We start from the raw sequence: 17,937 nt of genomic DNA on the forward strand, positions 1-17,937 counted from the left end.
ATGAACAGTATACAACGGTAGATTGGTTATGAAAAAGTGAAAAATTCGATTATACGATTGTATTGAAAAAGAGTGGTGTTGAGTATACAATTAAGATATAAGCAAATGATTATATAGAGAGAAGAGGTGGTCGTATTGGACCAACTGGCTTATGTAGCGGATCAATTAAAGCTATTGGGTGATAGAACACGGCTGACGATGCTCTCTTTGCTCCAAGAGAGGGAATGGTGTGTGTGCGAATTTGTCGAGATTTTTGATATTTCGCAACCGGGTATCAGCCAGCATCTAAGAAAGCTAAAGTCTCAAGGGATTGTAAAAGAAGCTCGACGCGGACAGTGGGTGTACTATTCTCTCAATGTGGAGGACAAGCCTCATATTCAAGCGGTCCTTCAATGTATGCCAGATGAGAAGCAAATTTTGAAGCTTTTAAATAAAGAAGAACCAACCGCTGCTTGCGGACCTGCTTCGAATTCCTGCTCCTGCTAAAGATTCGATGGAAAAGTTGCCTCTGTGAGCATGGAAAATGATGCCCAATATATAAGCATATGCTTATAAAATGATTTGATGTGATGATACATCTTGGATCGGAGGTTTGAGCGTGTTATCGGTTTTCTTGGCATGCGCTATTTTCCTGTTAACTTTGACGCTGGTGATCTGGCAGCCCAAGAACCTGTCTATTGGATGGTCAGCCTCTGCAGGAGCAATTTTGGCTCTGCTTGTTGGCGTGGTTCATATTCAAGATGTGTGGGAAGTAACCCGAATCGTGTGGAATGCCACGCTGGCTTTTGTAGCTATTATTCTCATTTCATTGGTGTTGGATAAGATCGGACTATTTGAATGGGCCGCTTTACATATGGCGAGGGCTGCGCAGGGAAGCGGGGTCCGGCTGTTTATGTATGTGACTTTGCTGGGAGCGGTGGTAGCTGCTTTTTTTGCAAATGATGGTGCCGCTTTGATCCTGACTCCCATTGTGCTGGCGATGGTACGGGCGCTCAAGTTTGAAGAAACAAGGGTATTCCCTTTTATCATAGCCAGCGGCTTTATTGCAGATACAGCTTCGCTTCCGCTCGTCGTCAGCAATTTGGTTAACATCGTGACCGCCAATTTCTTCAACATCACATTTATGGAGTATGCAGGCCGTATGATTATTCCGAATTTTTTTTCTATAGCTGCGAGCATGTTGGTGCTGTATCTCTTTTTCCGTAAAAGCATTCCAGGAAAGTTTGATGTTGCTTATGTAACGGCTCCTGCTAAAGCGATTAAGGATGCGAAAATGTTCCGGCTTTCCTGGATCTTCCTGACCCTCCTGCTTGCAGGTTATCTGATCAGCGAATTTTTCAACATTCCAGTTTCGGTAATTGTGACAATCATTGCTGTTATTCTCTTATTTATTGCTCGTAAAAGTCCTGTGGTACCTGTAAAAGAAGTCATGAGAAGCGCGCCATGGGCCATCGTATTTTTCTCCATCGGGATGTACGTCGTAGTATACGGGTTGCGTAATGTGGGTTTGACAGATTTGCTAGCTCATTTTATTCAAGCGGCAGCAGACGAGGGGATGTTTGTGGCTACGATGGCTATGGGTTTTATGGCTGCCGTCATTTCGTCGGTGATGAACAACATGCCTACGGTCATGATTAATGCGTTGGCGATCCATGCTACGAACGCAACGGGAATGATCCGGGAAGCACTTGTTTACGCCAATGTAATCGGGTCGGATTTAGGGCCCAAGATGACACCCATTGGCTCCTTGGCTACGCTGCTCTGGCTGCATGTGCTTACTTCTAAAGGCATAAAGATTCGTTGGGGAACCTACTTCAAAACAGGTGTAATTCTGACCTTGCCTACGCTTTTTTTCACGCTTTTGGGTTTATATTTGTGGTTGACAATATTATGATTTAAACACTAAAGGAGACGATCATCATGGATAAAAAGACAATTTACTTCTTGTGTACTGGTAACTCTTGCCGTAGTCAGATAGCAGAAGGCTGGGCCAAAAAGGTTCTGGGCGATCACTGGAATGTATACAGCGCAGGCATTGAAGCGCATGGACTGAACCCGAAAGCTGTACAGGCGATGCAGGAAGTGGAGATTGATATTTCAGGGCAAACATCAGATATCATCAGCTCTGAACGGTTAAACTCCGCCGACTTGGTTGTGACCTTGTGCGGGGATGCAGCGGATAAATGTCCTGTTACGCCTCCTCATGTGCGCCGTGAGCACTGGGGTTTTGATGATCCTGCGAAAGCGCAGGGTACCGAAGAAGAAAAATGGGCCGTCTTCCAGCGTGTGCGTGATGAAATTGGGGTACGCATTCATAAGTTTGCTGAAACAGGAGAGTAAATAGGCAGGCCGCCTACCCGGCGGCTTTATTTTAGAATCATAGAACCCCTGTTCCACTTAAAATAATGGCGAGTATGATGAAGACCGCTCCTGTCCAGCTCACATAATCATATATCATGCTGAACCCTCCCTCTTGTTATCTTCTCTATCACCCCATTTAGTTTCCTTATCCTAGGTCATTCTGAGGCTAAACAAGATTTTCTTTCTATAACCTCTGTATTCACCAGAACCTGAGTATGATGCTCCTGATTGTTGTTAAGCCTCTCCATAAGCAACTTTACAGCAGTTTGGGCCAAAATATCCTTTTTCACATGAATGGTTGTGAGTTCCGGGCTAATGACCTTGGCCTCATGAATATTATCAAATCCCATAACAGAAATTTGTTCAGGCACGCGTATGTTCATGTCTTGAAACGTTTTAATGACGCTGATCGCCATGTAATCATTTTCGCAAAATAATGCCGAAGGCAGCTCACCCAATTCATGAATAGCTGCTTTAAATGAATCCTGTGACATTACAAGCAGGGGATTCAAATCAAATGTAAGCCCATTTTCTATGGAAAGATTGTGTTCCTCCAAAGCTGCCATAAACCCTTCCTTTCGTTTTTTAAAGTTAAGAATTCTGGTACTGGATTGTACGTATCCTATTTTCTTGTGTCCTAACTGAATTAAATATTGACCTGCCTGATAGCCGCCAAGGTAGTTATTAATGGATACAAAACTGGCATCAATATGTTCAAAGCAGGTATCCAAAATAACGATATTGGAATGAATGGATTGTATAGAATAAATATCCTCGGAAGTTAAATTGGTGCCAAGCAGAAGCACCCCAGAGGAGGGGTGGTCTTTTTCCAGAGCAGATAATTCTTCTTCAAGGCTATGGCTATCAAAAGACGAAAAAATAAGGGTGTTTCCATGTTCTCTCACCTGATTGGTAATATGATGAATTAATTCATTAAAAAATGGAAGCGAGTCATAATGCTCTGTTACGATGTCTGTATTTTTGCACGCAACAAAACGAATCACATTGTAATTTTTAGAGAATTCCTTGTTTGTCTTCATGGTTCGTGGTTTATATTCATGTTCTTCAGCGATTTTCAAAATATGCTGCTTCGTTTCTTCGCTAACTCCGGGCTTATTATTAAAAGCAAGAGAGACGGCAGATTTCGAAACACCGGCAAGCCTTGCAATATCATCAATTTTCAATGTGGATCCTCCTATTGGACTAAACTACATAAATTATAACATTATTATACGAGAAAGTTTAGTTTATAAACTAAACTAAACTAAAATGTGATAAATAAAAAAATGTTGACCAATTATGATTTTTGATGTTAATATTCAGATGTAAAGCGCTTTAATTTAGTTTATTTTACGAAAAAAATATAAAATTAGTTTTTTAGTTTAGTTATATTTAGAAAAAAATTAAGAATGCAGCAAGGAAGGAAAGGTGATTCATTTGAGATTAAACATTGCTGAAGATCAAAGAAGTTTTACAAAAGAGGGAACCCCTTTTTTTTATTTGGCAGATACGGTTTGGAGCGTATTTACCAACGCGACGTTGGAGGAGTGGAGTGATTACCTTGATTATAGGAAGATGCAGGGGTTCAATGTGTTGCAAATTAACATGCTCCGACAATGGGATGCTAGTGAATCGGACTTGAACCTTCAGCCGTTTGCTTTAATGGAGAATGGAGATTTTGACTACCATACATTAAACGAAGTATATTTTGATCGGGCAGAAGTCATGATTAAGATGGCTGTGGAGCGCGGATTTATTCCAGCTTTGGTCCTTCTGTGGTGTAACTATGTACCTGATACATGGGCTGATATGTTTCAGAAGGACAATAAAATGCCGTTTGAATGTATTGAAAGCTATGTAGCATATGCAGTAAGTCGATTTTCCCAATTTGATCCTATTTTTCTGATCAGCGGGGATACCGATTTTCCGACAGAACGTGCCAACGCCTACTATTTAAAGGCACTGGAAATTGTACAACAAGTAAGCCCGGAAAGCTTAACTACTCTCCACATTCAAGGAAGATTGAAAGAAATCCCTGAAGTTTTTGAAAAACACAATGGACTAGGATTTTATATGTATCAATCCGGGCATAATTCACAATTTCAATATGTATCTCATGAGATTGCCCAGCATTTTTATCATAAATCGGAAATACGGCCAGTCATTAATGGGGAACCATGCTATGAACAGATCAGTTATAGCCGTAATGTGTATGGCAGATATACTGCATTGGATGCCAGAAAAGCAGCATGGCAGAGTCTCCTTGCAGGTGGGGGAGCAGGAGTAACATACGGAGCGCACGGAATTTGGAGCTGGCATAAAAAAGGGAAGAAATTCGGCATCGTAGAAGGGGAAGGCTTTGATAGTCCCTATGATTGGAGAACGGCATTACGTTTTGAAGGTGCATGGGATTATTCATTTATTAAATATCTGTTTGAAATGTATAAGCTTGTTGGCATTAGGCCGCTGGATATTGTTCTAAATAAGACAGAAGAGATTAGAGCCGCCGGAAACGAGAATACCGTAGTTTTGTATATTCCGGTTAACACAAAGGTGCGATTAAGCATCAATGTGCAGGATTACAAGTTTACAACGATTGATTTAGCGGGAAAACGTTTTGCCCAAACGGAGGTATACGTTCAGGATGATCAATCCGTCATGGAAATGCATAGTTTTGAAAATGACGTTGTGATCATCGGGACAAAATAAAACAAAAGACGAACATGATGGCAGCTATGATCGTGGGTAAGCTTGCAGGCGGTATAAGCGTCATAATTGTCGCTGCTATTGCAAAAAAGAAAATAGAAAGCGCATCCAAGAAGGAGTGAACATGATGGATCATAAAAAAACAGCCGAAGAAGTATTAAGTTCAGTGGGAGGAAGCGAAAATGTGAACAGTGTAATTCACTGTGTCACTCGACTGAGATTCAAATTAAAGGATAATCAATTACCAGATAAAGAAAAAATCAAACAGATTGACGGTGTCATTACTGTCGTAGAAAGCGGCGGACAATTTCAGGTGGTCATTGGGAATGAGGTTCCCAAAGTATACGAAGCTCTTTTGGAGACGATGGGAGTAAAGCCGGATCAAGCGAGTCAAGAAGAGCAAACCAATGAGAAATCCAGTTTATTCAGCCGATTTGTCGATGTGATCTCAGGCGTGTTCATGCCCGTTGTTGGTGTGCTCGCCGCTGTAGGGATTCTAAAAGGACTGCTGGCCTTATGCACATCCCTGGGCTGGATGACGGATCAGATGGGCACATATAAAATTTTATATGCGACAGCAGACGCTATGTTTTATTTCTTTCCGATTATTCTAGGGTTTTCAGCAGGTAAAAAATTTGGAGGAAACCCGTACCTGTCTGCTGTTTTGGGGGCCGCCTTGGTGTATCCGACCATGACTTCCGCCTTTACGGATAAAACGGCGCTGTCCTTTTTGACCATACCTGTTGTTCTGATTAATTATACTTCTTCTGTTATACCTATCATTATTGGAGCATTTTTGGCAGCTAAGGTCGAAAAAATGATAAGCAAGTATGCACCTGCCTCCATTAAAATGTTCATTGTGCCTTTTCTGACCTTGGTCATCATATCACCGATTGTTTTTCTGGTTGTCGGGCCGATATCAACTATAGTCAGCGATGGGTTAGCTAATGGCTCCATGTGGATTTACCAGTTAAGTCCGGCTGTAGCTGGTCTCGTTCTGGCCGGGTTCTGGCAAGCCATTATTATCTTTGGTCTGCATTGGGCATTCATTCCAATTCTCCTGAATAATGTAGTTACGAACGGGTTTGATCCGATTAACGGTATGCTGTTCTGTACTACTTTTGCTCAAACCGGTGCGGCCTTTGCCATTGCTTTGAAATCACGTGACCCTAAATTAAAGCCGATTGCGACTTCCGCGACGATTGCAGGCTTGATGGGGGTTACGGAACCAGCTATTTACGGGGTTACGCTACCTGCCAAAAAGCCGTTTATTTTAGCTTCCATTGCCGCAGGTATAGGGGGAGCCACGGCAGGTTTTCTGGGATCAACGGCATATGGTTTTGCCTCCGGCGGCATTTTTGGTATTCCTCTGTTCATTAATCCAAAAGGCATAGATGCAGGTTTCATCGGCTTTATCATATCTTTGGTTGTGGCTTTTGTACTCGCATTTATCCTGACCTATCTTTTCGGCTATAAAAATGCTAAACCTGCGCCTGAGATTAAGGTTGCAGATGAAAGCAAAGAGGAGGACAAAGTGGTATTCAGTCCTCTAAACGGTGAATTGATTCCTTTAACCGCTGTAAATGATGAAGCTTTCTCAAGTGGTGCGATGGGTCAGGGGGCTGCTATTATTCCGAAAGATGGGGTAGCCTACGCACCTTTTAACGGAACTGTTGTTACCGTTTTCAAAACAAAACATGCAATCGGGCTTATTTCTGAGGATGGTGTTGAACTGCTCATTCACATTGGAATTAATACGGTAAGCCTGAAGGGAAAACATTTCACTTCTTTTGTCTCTGAAGGGGATGCCATTCAAAAAGGAGACAAGCTGGTTGAATTTGATCCCGAGGCTATAGCAGGTGAAGGATATGATCTCACCACATCCATCATTGTAACCAACTCAGCCGTGTACACGGATATCATCGTTGAAGGGAAAAAGGATATCCATGCTGGAGATTCGTTATTAAATATTAGATAGTTGCCAAATATAAAGTGCTAAAAAAGGAAATTCGTGAAGCTGACGATGACCGGTGTGTTAGATAACACGGGTTGTCGTCAGTTATTTTTTTAGGATAATGGTTTCTGTATCGCCTTGGAGACCTGCGCCGTTTTGCCACGTCCGGTCTGTTTATGATCTGAACAGGCAGATTGCGGCCAGCTTTTCATTATCTCCGGGCGAGAAAATATTCGAGCGGGAGAATCGTTTTTACGTCTCGTAACCGATTGTCCTGCTTGTGAGAGAAGGGGCCGCTGTACCGCACATTCCACTGGCTCAAAGTACAGCGGATAATGGACTGGAGCCAGATTGAATGGCGGATATACGAAGCACCGGGGAAACTCGAAGTTACAGAGCTTGTTGCGATTCCCCAGGCATCCGTACCCGTAGTGGTGGAAGTGGTGTTTGAAGCGGTCAACGGATGCATTACGGCAACTTCTGATGGAGTACAGACGGCAACATGGAAGGTGACTTTTTCGGACATTCGCTAAAATAATAAATTACCTCACGCCCAGCGCATTCATCATTTGCCGGAAGGATTGCACATATTTATCCGGTGCTAACAGGTCGACGATCCTTGTCAGCCCCTTCTGGCGAATGGATTCGCGTTGTGACACGTTGTTCATCAGATCCAGTCCCTCCAATACCGCCTGCGAGATATTTCCTTGCGTATAAAATTTACCCGTTACGTTATGGTCGATGAAGGTTCGCACCCCGTCAGAATCAGAGCTGAGTACGGGGCAGCGGCAAGCCATGGCCTCAGCTACGGCGTACCCAAAACCCTCTACCAGCGAAGTGGACAACAGATACCCGCCTGAATCGCCAATCATGGAGTAATACAGAGGCATTTTGGCATGAGGCACGTTGTTGAAACGTTCTACAATGGAGGACAAGCCAAGCTGTGTAACCATGCTCTCGAAGTGTACCTTATCCTCTGGCTGCGAAAGGGTATTATCATAGAACATCCAGATGCGAAGATCCGGGCGGTTTTGCAGCATCCAGTAAGAGATATCGATAAAATGCCTCCAGTTTTTGTTCGGCTCCAGTCGCCCAACCCATGCAATGACCGGATTGATCGGAGGAGTGTTAGGTACATAATTAAATACGCTGGTATCCAGTACGTTTGGAAACACGTAACGCTTAAGCCACGGACACATGCTGGAAAATAGTTCGACCAGATGCGTAGTGGTGGGTAGTAGTACTGCATTGGCGTATCTTTGAAGTAACGGTGTGGCTTCGCCTACTACCAATGCAGCCTCCACATGCGGACCGAAGCCCTGTGATTCATAGATTAGCACACCCTGATAGCCCAAAATGCGCAGTTTTGCGAGCATCTGGTAATCCGACGAGACGACGATGGCATCGTAACGGTGAGTGTGTATCAGACTAGAAATATCTCCCTCGGAAGAAGTCATAAACACGGGAATATCTCCATGCAAGTTTTGCATCCCCGTACCCTGCTGATAGTAGAGAAGATGGCATTCAATCCCATCCTGGCTAAGCACCTTGCAGCGTTGGCGGTTCAAGGTTTCCACGCCGCCGCTGGGTATATAAAAGGTAAATAGAACTTTGATCTCAATAACCCCCTTCGGCCAATCGAAAGCTTCCTATTATCAAGGTATTCCAGCAAAAGGACGGGGTGTGGGTATCTATGGAGGCCTGGATTGAATCAGCATATAATTGTGGATGAGGCGGGGATGCAAATGAATGTTAGGGCGAACCGTACTAGTTAACGAGTGTAAAAGCACAATCATTCGTTCACATTTTAGACATATTATTTTAAGCTTATATTTAAGTGACTTTAAGCTGGAGTTATATGTGTGGGATTAACATTAGAGTTTAAAAGTGTTGCCGTGGGATTCTCTTTGATTATATAAGACATGAGAAGGTAAGAATCCCACGGCAAAGGCGAGCGCTATCGCTTCTCCAGCTTCAAATCCTCCGCTACGCTTCTACCTGCTTCTATATAAGCTGAACTAGAAAAATTCACATAAAAAACGGAGTAGACGGAATGGTGCTGTACAAGCGAAGCGGTCAATTTTGTCCCCGGATTTCTACCCTACTCATAGGTTCAATTCAAGAAATACGGGGGCGGTGGCGATGGGAAGCACCATCTGTCTGCGTAGTGGCGCTACATGTAACTTTTAAGTTCAGCTTATTTAATGCATCATTTTTGATATGGGAAAAGGGAATAGAGATGTTGGGACGAATGGGTAGTTACAGTGAAAGACTATGATTTTGCAATATGATAAAAGAAAGGGTGAAGCGTGTGCTCAAGGTGCAGCAGGTGAGCAAGTGGTATGAGGGCAACCGGGGCGTACATAAGCTGGATTTTGAAATGCAGCGTGGCGAGATTGTTGGGTTTCTGGGGCCTAATGGTGCAGGCAAAACGACGACGATGCGCATGATTACAGGGTATCTCCAGCCGAATGAGGGAGTGATTACGATTGATGGCATCCCGATTCAGGAGCAGGGCAGACAGGCTCGTTCCAAAATCGGTTATTTGCCGGAAACGCCCCCTCTGTATGGAGATATGTCCGTTCGATCCTATTTAAAGTTTGTGGCAAGCATTCGAGATGTGCCTGCGAGAGAACAAAAGCTGCGCATTTCCGAGATGATTTCCCGGCTTGGGCTGAACGGGCGTGAAAAGCAACTGGTACGCAGTTTGTCCAAAGGGTATAAGCAACGTTTGGGACTGGCGGGGGCGATTATTCATAACCCGGATTTGCTGGTGCTGGATGAGCCGACCTCAGGTTTGGACCCGAATCAGATTCTCGAAATTCGCCAGCTCATTCAGGAGATTGGAGAAAATCATACGGTGCTGCTCAGCACACATATTTTGCCCGAGGTGGACGCCTTGTGTAATCGGGTTCTTATCATCCATGAGGGTGAGTTGGTGCTGGATGGACGGCCTGAGGCGCTCGGCGGTTCGATGGAAGACGGATTTAAGGTAAAAGTAGAGGTCAAAGGCAGCCGTGAGCAGGTGCTGAACGTTCTTCGCGGTTGGGGGAAAGTAGAGGTGGAGCTATTAACATCTGGCTTGTCTCAAGCTGACACGAAGCAGACTGCAACTGAGGAAGATTTGACCGGATGCTTACTGACAGGCGCTTCCAGTGAGGATTTCCGTGAGGAGCTTTTTTATGTGCTGTCTGGTGCGAAGCTTCCGATTTTAGAGTTGAAAAAAGAAAGCCTCAGCTTGGAAAATATATTCCAGCAGTTAACGACTCGCGAATCAAAAGCAGGTCAGGCCGATCAAGTGAATGTAGTGGAACAAGTCGAGCATTCGACGGAAAATGAAATTTCCGCAGGTGTTGCTGAGGACAGCCAAGAAGCTGCGTCCGGCAACAACAAAGCCGGGCAAGACAAGAGTACAGGAGGTGAGCGGCCATGAGGCGCTTGTTCGCGGTCTGTCAAAAAGAGCTGCAAGCCTATCTATGGACGCCGACAACGTATTTTGCGCTTGCGGTGTACATGCTGCTGACGGGGTTGCTCTTTTACACGAATTTTGTCATGTATCAGCCAAGCATCTTGGACTATCGGCTGGTACTCGGTGACACGCTGTCCATGCTGGTGTTCGTCGTCCCACTGCTCACGATGAGGCTGGTAGCGGAGGAATTCAGGCAGGGTACGGATGAGCTGTTACTTACCTCGCCAGTGAGTGTGACGGAAATGATTGTGGGTAAATTTTTGGCTTCCCTGGGCATGCTGCTGATTTTGGTGCTGTGCAGCCTGGCGTATCCGGTCGTGATGTCCTTTTATGGATCGCTGGACTGGACACTCGTATTTACGTCTGTGATCGGTCTGTTTATGCTGGGTGCAGCCATGATGGCCATTGGTCTGTTCGCTTCGACGCTTTCGCAGCATCAGATGATGTCTGCGGTCGTCAGCTTTATTATTTTGCTTGTATTTTGGATGCTGGATTCGTTTGGTGGACAAACAGGCGCGTCTGCGGCATTGCAGCAATGGCTGGAGCCTTTTTCACTAACCGCACGGTTTGACAGCTTCACCAAAGGATTGCTGAACGGAGCCGATGTGCTGTATTACGTGACGGTGGCGGCGCTCTTTTTGTTATTCAGCATTCAGGTGGTCGAACGGAAACGGTGGAGGTGATGAACATGAAAAAATGGCTGGGTCATACAAACAGTGTGGTATTGTCGGTTGCTGCTGTAGGTATTTTTATTTTGCTGACGTTGTTTCTGCGTTCGCTGGGAGGCTTTCAGCTAGATTTGACGGCAGGCAAACAGTATACGTTGTCTGATCAGACATTGACGGCCATTCAGGGAGTGAAGGAAGACGTGCGTCTGATTGCTTTTACCGTATCGACTTCGCAAAATCAAAAGCTGAACCGGGACGTTACGGATATGCTGAGGGAATACGCCAAGCGTAACAGCAAGCTCAAGGTCGAGCAATATGATCTGAATCAGGAGCCGCTGCTGGCCAAGGAATACGGTGTCACCGAAGCATCCATCGTGCTGGTTCAGGGTGAGAAGAAACGTGTTATTGATATAGGTAGTCTGTTTACACAGGCACAGGGAAGTAGCGAGGGGGCGTACCAGTTTACAGGGGAAGAAAAGCTGACCAGCGGACTGCTGGGGCTATCGTCTACCCGCCAGGGAAAAGCTGTTTTCCTAACTGGACATGAGGAGATCCCTTTGTCCCAAATGACCGGATTGAGCAATTCACTGGCGCAGGATAATGTGAAAACAGAAGAAGTGCAGCTCAATCAGGCGGGTAGCGTGCCTAAAGATGCATCGGTGCTGGCTATTGTGGGGCCGCAACGGGATATCAGCGCGACGGAGCTGAAAAGCATTCGCACCTACTTGAGTGGTGGTGGAAAGCTTTTTCTGGCGTTGGGCTTTCATCCGAACATGCAATCGGACTGGAAAAATCTTGACGCACTGGCGGCTGATTACGGTGTGAAGGATACACATGCGATCGTGGTGGATCAGGAGCAGACGAATACGCTTGGACCTCTGTTTACAGTGCCTACCTTTGGCAGTCATGCGATTACGGATAAGCTGGCTGCGTCCAATCTGTACCCGGTGCTTTCGCTGTCCATTGCTCTGCAAGCAGGGGAGCAGAAGAATTGGAAGACTACGGCCTTGCTCAAATCTTCTGCCGCCAGCTATGGCGAAACGAATATTCAAGGGCTGCTGAACAACGAAACACAGAAGGATGACAAGGACCCGCAGGGGCCGCTTGATCTGGGTTACGCGGTAGATGGCAAGGACGGCAAGCCTAAAGCAATTATTCTCGGAACGTCGGCCCTTCTGAGCGACACCGAGATCAGCACGGGAGGCAATCGGGATTTTGTCCTGAACAGTCTGAATTATGTACAGGAACAATCTGACGGGCTTACCATTCGTCCTCGTCAGGAGCAGGATTATAAGGTGGTTTATTTGACTCCTGCGCAAGCGAAGACTATATTGACCCTATCCGTGATCGGATTGCCGTTGTTGTTCGCGGCAGCCGGAATCTTATTATGGTGGAGGCGAAGAAGAGCATGAGAAAATGGATACCCACAGTGCTGCTGTTAGTTGTATTGGGAGCGGGTATAGTCTATGCCAAGAGCCAAAACTTTTTTCGTGAACAAGCTCCTGCAGCTCGCCAGTTGGTTCAGCTTACGCAGGGGAATATTACGTCTTTTGCTATAACAGGGAAGGAAGGCAAGTCGGTCGAACTTACCCAACATGATGGCAAATGGAGCATGAGCAAGCCTCAGTCTTATCCGTTAAACGGCTATATGATTGATAATTGGTTAGCCGCTATTCAAAACGTGAAGCTTGGTGAGGTGGTGGAATCTTCTCCAAAAGACGTAGCCAAATACGGAATCAGCGCTACCAACAACCAAATTCAGATCAAGACCAAGGATGGAAGCGAGCATACTTTTGCTTTTGGTGAAACGCTGCCTTCCGGTGATGCTGTCTATGTGCTGTCAGATAAAAAAGAAGTGGCTTCTGTACCTATGGACGCTCTTTCCGGGTTGCTACTGGGTGCAGCCGATTTTACGGATACGACGCCGTTCGACTGGGATGATGACAAGCTGAGCGGACTGGAGTGGGAAGGTCAGTCAGCCTCCTGGATGCTCAAGTCTTCCGGTGACGGAGGAACGGTGGAAAGCTCTTCCACAGCTTGGACGCTGAATGGAAAGTCGGTAACCAGTGATGTGGGGACTTCCTTATCACAGCAAATCAAGAATCTGGCCAGCAGCCAGTCTTTGCGCAAAGCATCCGAACTGAACAAACCTGTTCATCGCTTTACGCTGAGCGTATCGCTGGGCAAGCAGGACAATCCACAGTTGGTGTATCAGGGCTGGACGGTAAACGGTGACCCGGATACTGTATGGGTTGTGCCACCGCAAAGCAACTGGGCGTATGGGCTGTCGGCATCAGACGTGGAGCGTATTGAACAAGCTGGACATGACCAGGCTCAAACTGGAACATAAACGTTAGAAATAGTAATGCACGGCAAAGAGGCTCCATCGGCGGATCATCGTCGATTGGAGCTTTTTTGTGTTCGTTACTCGTCAGGCTTGCCGCTTTTGGAAGAATGCCGGTTCCCATCGTTTAATTCCTTGATGACCTCAATCAGCTCATGAAGCGAGAGATCCAGCTTATCCAGCTTTTCTTCCATGGTGTGCAGGATGTGCCGCAACAAAATAAAGCAAAGACCTGCCGGAAAGCCTACGTTGGTTATGATAGAAAGAGCATCATCCATCTGCAATGGTTTCCCTCCTTTTTAGCCATATATATAAGGAAGGTAAATAAAAAGAACCGTATACAACCGACCCAAAAAATAGTATAATAAATGAGAACAAATGTTCTGTTCTGGTTGTAAAATATGTTCTCAAATTACCCTATAATACGAGGATTTCGAAAAGCCAAATCCAAAGAGAAAGGGTGGTTTATGATGAATCAATCTCAGCTAACATTGGTTGAACAATATCGTAAAAAGCTGTACCGCATTGCATGGAGAATTCAGTATCGTGCTCGGGTACAAATGAATCATGAATTTGTTATGGAAAAGAACGAAGCCGTCGCTACTCCATCTTTTACAGACTCTGCAAACTCTAAAATGTACACTCTACAGCTCATTAACTCTCTACCATCTGAGATCGGAAAAGCCATCATCTTTGACCTTTACATACTAGACAAAACCGAAGCACAGATTGCAAGAGAACTGAAGCTATCCCAACAGGCGGTGAATAAATGGAAAAAGAAAATGCTGAATCAATTATCTCAGATGCTGAGTTCATCAAACTGCTCCAATTAGCACGAGGCGGAGATCAGGAAGCTATGAGCAGGATACTTCATTTGTTCAAGGAAGATATTCAGAAAACCAGCCGGTATATCCGCATGTCCCGTGAGGATGCCGTTCAAAGTATCGTGGCTGATTTTATAGAAGAACTGCGGCAAGAGTTAAAGACAGATCAATAGAAAAAGTGGACAATGGATATAGCCTTGTCTATCCTTATCGGTAGGTTTAACTTATTTAACGGAGGGCTTATAAGTTTATGAGTGATAACAGGGCTTCTTTTGAAAAAAATATGAAGATGTATCCAGTCAACAGTATTCGTTCCAATGTCTTCATTCTTGTTTTATTACTGTTAGATCTGTTTTTGATTATCCCCTTAGTGGGAAATCCCTACATTGCAGTTTACGTTTATGTACTGATGCCACCGATTGTTCTGATAAACATTTGGGCCCTTGTACTGGTTATAATGCCACGCAAATTGCAGTTGAATTACATTTTATTCCGTGGTGTATTTGGTTTGGTTTGTTCTATTGGCTTCATGATCATGACACAAAAGTTTGCTTATGGCATGTTGGGTCTGGATACTCCAATCTTTCCATCGGATTTGCTACACAACAATTAGTTGCCACAGTATTGATGAGTGTATACTCCATGCTGGCATTTGTTCTTTTTCATTTTATTATGGAGTTACACCGCTACTATTGGCTTAATAAGCTGAGGAATCAGACATCAGATTGAACACAACGAATGGATTACAAAGTATTTCCTCTATCAAGATGTTTTGCAATAATGAAGAAGCCTGCGAACGCCCAAACTATAATGGGTGTTTCGCAGGCTTTTTAGGTTGTAGATTTATTTAATCAACATACTTATTTCCGTCAGCATCAATATAGACGGATTGAACAGCTGTGCGGCGATACGGATATCCTGCCTCTGTGGTGCCGTTAATTTCATAGGTTACGGAATAGATGCCGGGCTTGTCCGCTTTGGACAGCTCGATTTGTCCGGTGGGATTAACGGTTTTTTGCTGTACCGTCAGACCCTTGGTCGCAGAAGTAATTCCTTGCTGTGGATCACCGTAATATTGCACCTGATAGGTGACTTGCGTAACGCTGTCAGGGGAATTCTGTGGCTCCAGATTCAGCTTCGGACCTACGGCATTGAGCTTGTATTTTAGTTCAGGCACCTGAGCAGCATGGTAGCGAGCGATCAGAAGATACGCTCCTTTATCAGGAATCGTGGCGTTCAGTTTATAGATACCCGGTTTTGGATTTTTAATGACGGCGTTATGATGCCAGGCACCAGCAAAAATTTCGTCATCATAACCTGCTTTCAGATTAACGATCTCGCTGGTACCGTCAGGCTTGGACAGCTCAAGTTTACTTACACGTTTATCGCTGATCCAGTCCAAATCAATGGATTTGACGCCATTTTCAACGGTAAGGGTTTCTGATGCTTTACCGTTATAGTCGCCGCCTCGGATAAAGTAGGAATTATCGATATCGCTATAGGTGGATTGAAATGCAGAGGCAGTCAAGGAAGATGCTGAAAGTACCTCAGATTCTTGATTCAATGCTGGAGTATTCGCTTGGAGGTAAGGTTGGATCAGGGAGAAGACGTAAGATCCGGTACGAACTTTGGCATGATCCCAGGGTCCGACTTTAACTACACGTCCACCGGGAAGCTTGGCATTGTCGACTGTGACTAGTCCATCATTCTTGCCAAAGGATGAGAGGTAAAGTCCGCCCAGTATGTAGGAAGCGCTGCCGTCGGACCAGTTATCACCAGCAAACGTGAAGAATGGGATTGTAGTTGCGTTGCTGAGTGCATCGGTCTTGGATCGGTAATACTTCATATAAGAGGTTTGTAAAGTAGAGGTGCCGGGATTTTGTGAGCCAATAATATCTGCCAGCCACCCGGCCCAGCTACTGTATGCGAGATCTGCAAGTTGTGAGCCATGATGGGGACTGCTGAGGGTGATCACACGTTGTACATAGGGAGCGGCTCCGTTATATGCAAGAGCGGTTTGAGTATCCACTCCACCTTTGCTGTGGGCAATGATGATGAGTTTTTTTCCAAAGTGATTACTAATGACCTTAATTTTGTCGGCTAGAAGCTTTCCATTGTCCCACATATCCTGTGATGTGCCATTTGCATCGTACAGATTAACGGTGGCCGTCTGGTATCCGGCGTCACGTGCGCGCTGAAGCATGTCGTTATTATTCTTCCAGACTTCCGCGCTGCTGTTCAAACCATGTACAAATAATAGTGCGGGCTTGGCAGGATCAACGCGATTAGGTGGTGGGCCTTCTGCCCAGCTTCCTCCAGGATCTTTCGGGGATTGGGGTGTAGTGGAGCCTGCAAAAGCGCCGACGGGGACAAGAGTGACGGATAACAAAAAAATGAGCATCAAAACGGTGATCTTTTTCAAACTGAAAATCCTCCTTTGTAAAATAAAGTATTTTTCAAACTTATTATACATGCCATCTTGTGGTAAATCATCAATTGTATTTCATATTTACATTAAAATTTTATTTTTTAGTCATTTTTTAGTCAGCATAGCCCTGAGAATCATAGCGCATCCTATACACGTCACACATTTTATATGTATGGAGGATGAGTTCATGCCAGTAACTAAGAAGGTCATCAGTTTTACGATTTCTGCTGCTTTACTCGCCAGCATGGCTGCTTTGACTGGATGTGGGGAAGCAGATAATCGTAACGTCCGCACGAACAATGCCCGTTACAATGCACAGAACACACAGATGGATGGTGTGAACCGTTTCGGGGTCAAGTCCAATGGTATGGACGGAATGCGGCCGAATGAAAATGCTAACGAAAATGGAAACCGTGTCGGTAATCTGCGTGTAGATCGTTCCCTATCCAATCGCATATCTGAGCTGCCAGATGTAAAATCAGCGACGGTACTGGTTGGTGAACGTAATGCCTATGTAGCGGTTTCCTTGAATGATCAAGGAAACGGAAAAGGTGTCGGTACTCCGAGCGTCAACGGTACTGAGCGTAACAAAAATGTACCGAGTGTGAATGGTGTTAATGGTACTAGAGGGAACCGTACTACAGATACTACAACGCCAGGAATGACTGACAATGGTGTTACCGGGAATGGAACACCTGCGCGTCGTGATGATGGTTTGTTCGGTACGATGGGTACAGGCTCGTACGGTATGTTGCGTGGCTTGACGGACAACAATCGTACAGATAACACTAATACCACAATCGAGGGAGCAAGAACTGCATACGAACCAAGTGATGAAGTCAAGAGCCGTATTGCTAACAAAGTTAAGCAATTTGCACCTTCGATTGAACAGGTGTATGTATCGGCTAACCCGGACTTTATCAAACAAACCACTGACTTTTCGCGCAGTGTGCAAAATGGTCGTCCGATCAGAGGCTTGAGCAATGAAATGGTGGATGTGATTGAACGTGTATTCCCGACCTCTGCGGCAGATACAAACCGTCCAACAGAAGGATCAACAACGGCACCAACTCGTCCACAAAATCATACCCCTGCACCTCTGAATCATCGCTAATTCACCACATATGTGTGTAATGCCAAAAAAAGAGCTATCCATCTCGGCGGATGACCGCCGGGGGGATAG

General features: G+C 45.1%; 17 protein-coding genes and 1 pseudogene. 14 read left to right on the forward strand and 4 right to left on the reverse strand.

Annotation, left to right across the window (positions count from 1 at the left end; all coding sequences use genetic code 11):
* Positions 1–135 precede the first annotated feature (135 nt).
* The 3 genes from E0698_RS04090 (at position 136) to arsC (ending at position 2,340) form a co-directional block, all read left to right on the forward strand.
* Positions 136–486 (forward strand): ArsR/SmtB family transcription factor, encoded by a 351-nt coding sequence (locus E0698_RS04090; RefSeq protein WP_134912938.1) that lies wholly within the window; start codon positions 136–138, stop codon positions 484–486.
* 112 nt (positions 487–598) lie between these two features.
* Positions 599–1,894 carry an arsenite/antimonite efflux transporter gene (locus E0698_RS04095; RefSeq protein ID WP_192510698.1) on the forward strand — a complete coding sequence of 432 codons (1,296 nt, stop codon included), beginning with the start codon at positions 599–601 and terminating at the stop codon, positions 1,892–1,894.
* Between the two features lie 26 nt (positions 1,895–1,920).
* Positions 1,921–2,340 carry an arsenate reductase (thioredoxin) gene (arsC, locus tag E0698_RS04100; RefSeq protein WP_044645741.1) on the forward strand — a complete coding sequence of 140 codons (420 nt, stop codon included), beginning with the start codon at positions 1,921–1,923 and terminating at the stop codon, positions 2,338–2,340.
* Positions 2,341–2,516: 176 nt separating this feature from the next.
* Here arsC and E0698_RS04105 read toward each other — a convergent pair whose 3' ends face one another.
* The gene (locus E0698_RS04105; RefSeq protein ID WP_044645740.1) at positions 2,517–3,545 is read right to left on the reverse strand and encodes a LacI family DNA-binding transcriptional regulator; all 1,029 of its coding nucleotides are present in this window, start codon (positions 3,543–3,545) and stop codon (positions 2,517–2,519) included.
* Positions 3,546–3,789: 244 nt separating this feature from the next.
* Here E0698_RS04105 and E0698_RS04110 point away from each other — a divergent pair, with 244 nt between their 5' ends.
* The 3 genes from E0698_RS04110 to E0698_RS04120 all read left to right on the forward strand — a co-directional run bounded on the left by E0698_RS04110 (position 3,790) and on the right by E0698_RS04120 (position 7,554).
* Complete coding sequence (locus E0698_RS04110) at positions 3,790–5,070, forward strand: apiosidase-like domain-containing protein (RefSeq protein ID WP_192510699.1); 1,281 nt, start codon at positions 3,790–3,792, stop codon at positions 5,068–5,070.
* Between the two features lie 124 nt (positions 5,071–5,194).
* On the forward strand, positions 5,195–7,045 hold the full coding sequence (locus E0698_RS04115) for a beta-glucoside-specific PTS transporter subunit IIABC (protein WP_192510700.1): 1,851 nt from the start codon (positions 5,195–5,197) through the stop codon (positions 7,043–7,045).
* Between the two features lie 311 nt (positions 7,046–7,356).
* Positions 7,357–7,554 carry a hypothetical protein gene (locus E0698_RS04120; RefSeq protein ID WP_192510701.1) on the forward strand — a complete coding sequence of 66 codons (198 nt, stop codon included), beginning with the start codon at positions 7,357–7,359 and terminating at the stop codon, positions 7,552–7,554.
* Positions 7,555–7,563: 9 nt separating this feature from the next.
* On the opposite strand, the gene E0698_RS04125 is transcribed toward E0698_RS04120, so the two are convergent.
* Positions 7,564–8,598, reverse strand: coding sequence for a glycosyltransferase family 4 protein (locus tag E0698_RS04125; protein ID WP_443146899.1), 1,035 nt, complete (start codon positions 8,596–8,598; stop codon positions 7,564–7,566).
* 710 nt (positions 8,599–9,308) lie between these two features.
* On the opposite strand from E0698_RS04125, the gene E0698_RS04130 reads away from it, so the two are divergent.
* From E0698_RS04130 to E0698_RS04145, 4 genes are read left to right on the forward strand one after another with little or no spacing between them, the layout of a single operon-like run.
* Positions 9,309–10,454 (forward strand): ABC transporter ATP-binding protein, encoded by a 1,146-nt coding sequence (locus tag E0698_RS04130; protein WP_192510702.1) that lies wholly within the window; start codon positions 9,309–9,311, stop codon positions 10,452–10,454.
* Entirely contained in the window at positions 10,451–11,173 is a 723-nt protein-coding gene (locus E0698_RS04135; protein ID WP_192510703.1) for an ABC transporter permease, read from the forward strand. The genes E0698_RS04130 and E0698_RS04135 overlap by 4 nt, the downstream gene beginning before the upstream one ends.
* A 5-nt stretch (positions 11,174–11,178) precedes the next feature.
* The gene (locus E0698_RS04140; RefSeq protein ID WP_192510704.1) at positions 11,179–12,570 is read left to right on the forward strand and encodes a GldG family protein; all 1,392 of its coding nucleotides are present in this window, start codon (positions 11,179–11,181) and stop codon (positions 12,568–12,570) included.
* The gene (locus E0698_RS04145) at positions 12,567–13,508 is read left to right on the forward strand and encodes a DUF4340 domain-containing protein (protein WP_192510705.1); all 942 of its coding nucleotides are present in this window, start codon (positions 12,567–12,569) and stop codon (positions 13,506–13,508) included. The genes E0698_RS04140 and E0698_RS04145 overlap by 4 nt, the downstream gene beginning before the upstream one ends.
* A gap of 74 nt (positions 13,509–13,582) precedes the next feature.
* Here the strand turns inward: E0698_RS04145 and E0698_RS04150 are convergent, their stop codons facing one another.
* Positions 13,583–13,780, reverse strand: coding sequence for a YvrJ family protein (locus E0698_RS04150; protein ID WP_238353854.1), 198 nt, complete (start codon positions 13,778–13,780; stop codon positions 13,583–13,585).
* Positions 13,781–13,972: 192 nt separating this feature from the next.
* Between E0698_RS04150 and E0698_RS04155 the strand changes: the two genes are divergently transcribed.
* From E0698_RS04155 to E0698_RS04165, 3 genes and pseudogenes are all read left to right on the forward strand, one after another.
* Positions 13,973–14,335, forward strand: coding sequence for a sigma-70 family RNA polymerase sigma factor (locus E0698_RS04155; RefSeq protein WP_134914571.1), 363 nt, complete (start codon positions 13,973–13,975; stop codon positions 14,333–14,335).
* 23 nt (positions 14,336–14,358) lie between these two features.
* Positions 14,359–14,499: a hypothetical protein gene (locus E0698_RS26615; RefSeq protein ID WP_237171583.1), complete on the forward strand. Its 141-nt coding sequence runs from the start codon at positions 14,359–14,361 to the stop codon at positions 14,497–14,499.
* 77 nt (positions 14,500–14,576) lie between these two features.
* Positions 14,577–15,055: pseudogene (locus E0698_RS04165) on the forward strand (hypothetical protein).
* Between the two features lie 118 nt (positions 15,056–15,173).
* On the opposite strand, the gene E0698_RS04170 reads toward E0698_RS04165, so the two are convergent.
* On the reverse strand, positions 15,174–16,748 hold the full coding sequence (locus tag E0698_RS04170) for an esterase/lipase family protein (RefSeq protein WP_192510706.1): 1,575 nt from the start codon (positions 16,746–16,748) through the stop codon (positions 15,174–15,176).
* 193 nt (positions 16,749–16,941) lie between these two features.
* On the opposite strand from E0698_RS04170, the gene E0698_RS04175 reads away from it, so the two are divergent.
* On the forward strand, positions 16,942–17,868 hold the full coding sequence (locus tag E0698_RS04175) for a YhcN/YlaJ family sporulation lipoprotein (protein WP_192510707.1): 927 nt from the start codon (positions 16,942–16,944) through the stop codon (positions 17,866–17,868).
* The last annotated feature ends 69 nt before the right edge of the window (positions 17,869–17,937 follow it).

The sequence above is a fragment of the Paenibacillus sp. 23TSA30-6 genome, from assembly GCF_014858585.1.
Lineage (GTDB): Bacteria > Bacillota > Bacilli > Paenibacillales > Paenibacillaceae > Paenibacillus.

Coding starts and splice junctions, on each gene's coding strand:
- E0698_RS04145 (WP_192510705.1), top strand. CDS start 12,567: ATGAGAAAATGGATACCCACAGTGCTGCTGTTAGTTGTATTGGGAGCG.
- E0698_RS04140 (WP_192510704.1), top strand. CDS start 11,179: ATGAAAAAATGGCTGGGTCATACAAACAGTGTGGTATTGTCGGTTGCT.
- E0698_RS26615 (WP_237171583.1), top strand. CDS start 14,359: ATGAGCAGGATACTTCATTTGTTCAAGGAAGATATTCAGAAAACCAGC.
- E0698_RS04135 (WP_192510703.1), top strand. CDS start 10,451: ATGAGGCGCTTGTTCGCGGTCTGTCAAAAAGAGCTGCAAGCCTATCTA.
- arsC (WP_044645741.1), top strand. CDS start 1,921: ATGGATAAAAAGACAATTTACTTCTTGTGTACTGGTAACTCTTGCCGT.
- E0698_RS04150 (WP_238353854.1), bottom strand. CDS start 13,780: ATGGATGATGCTCTTTCTATCATAACCAACGTAGGCTTTCCGGCAGGT.
- E0698_RS04175 (WP_192510707.1), top strand. CDS start 16,942: ATGCCAGTAACTAAGAAGGTCATCAGTTTTACGATTTCTGCTGCTTTA.
- E0698_RS04120 (WP_192510701.1), top strand. CDS start 7,357: ATGGACTGGAGCCAGATTGAATGGCGGATATACGAAGCACCGGGGAAA.
- E0698_RS04155 (WP_134914571.1), top strand. CDS start 13,973: ATGAATCAATCTCAGCTAACATTGGTTGAACAATATCGTAAAAAGCTG.
- E0698_RS04115 (WP_192510700.1), top strand. CDS start 5,195: ATGGATCATAAAAAAACAGCCGAAGAAGTATTAAGTTCAGTGGGAGGA.
- E0698_RS04130 (WP_192510702.1), top strand. CDS start 9,309: ATGATAAAAGAAAGGGTGAAGCGTGTGCTCAAGGTGCAGCAGGTGAGC.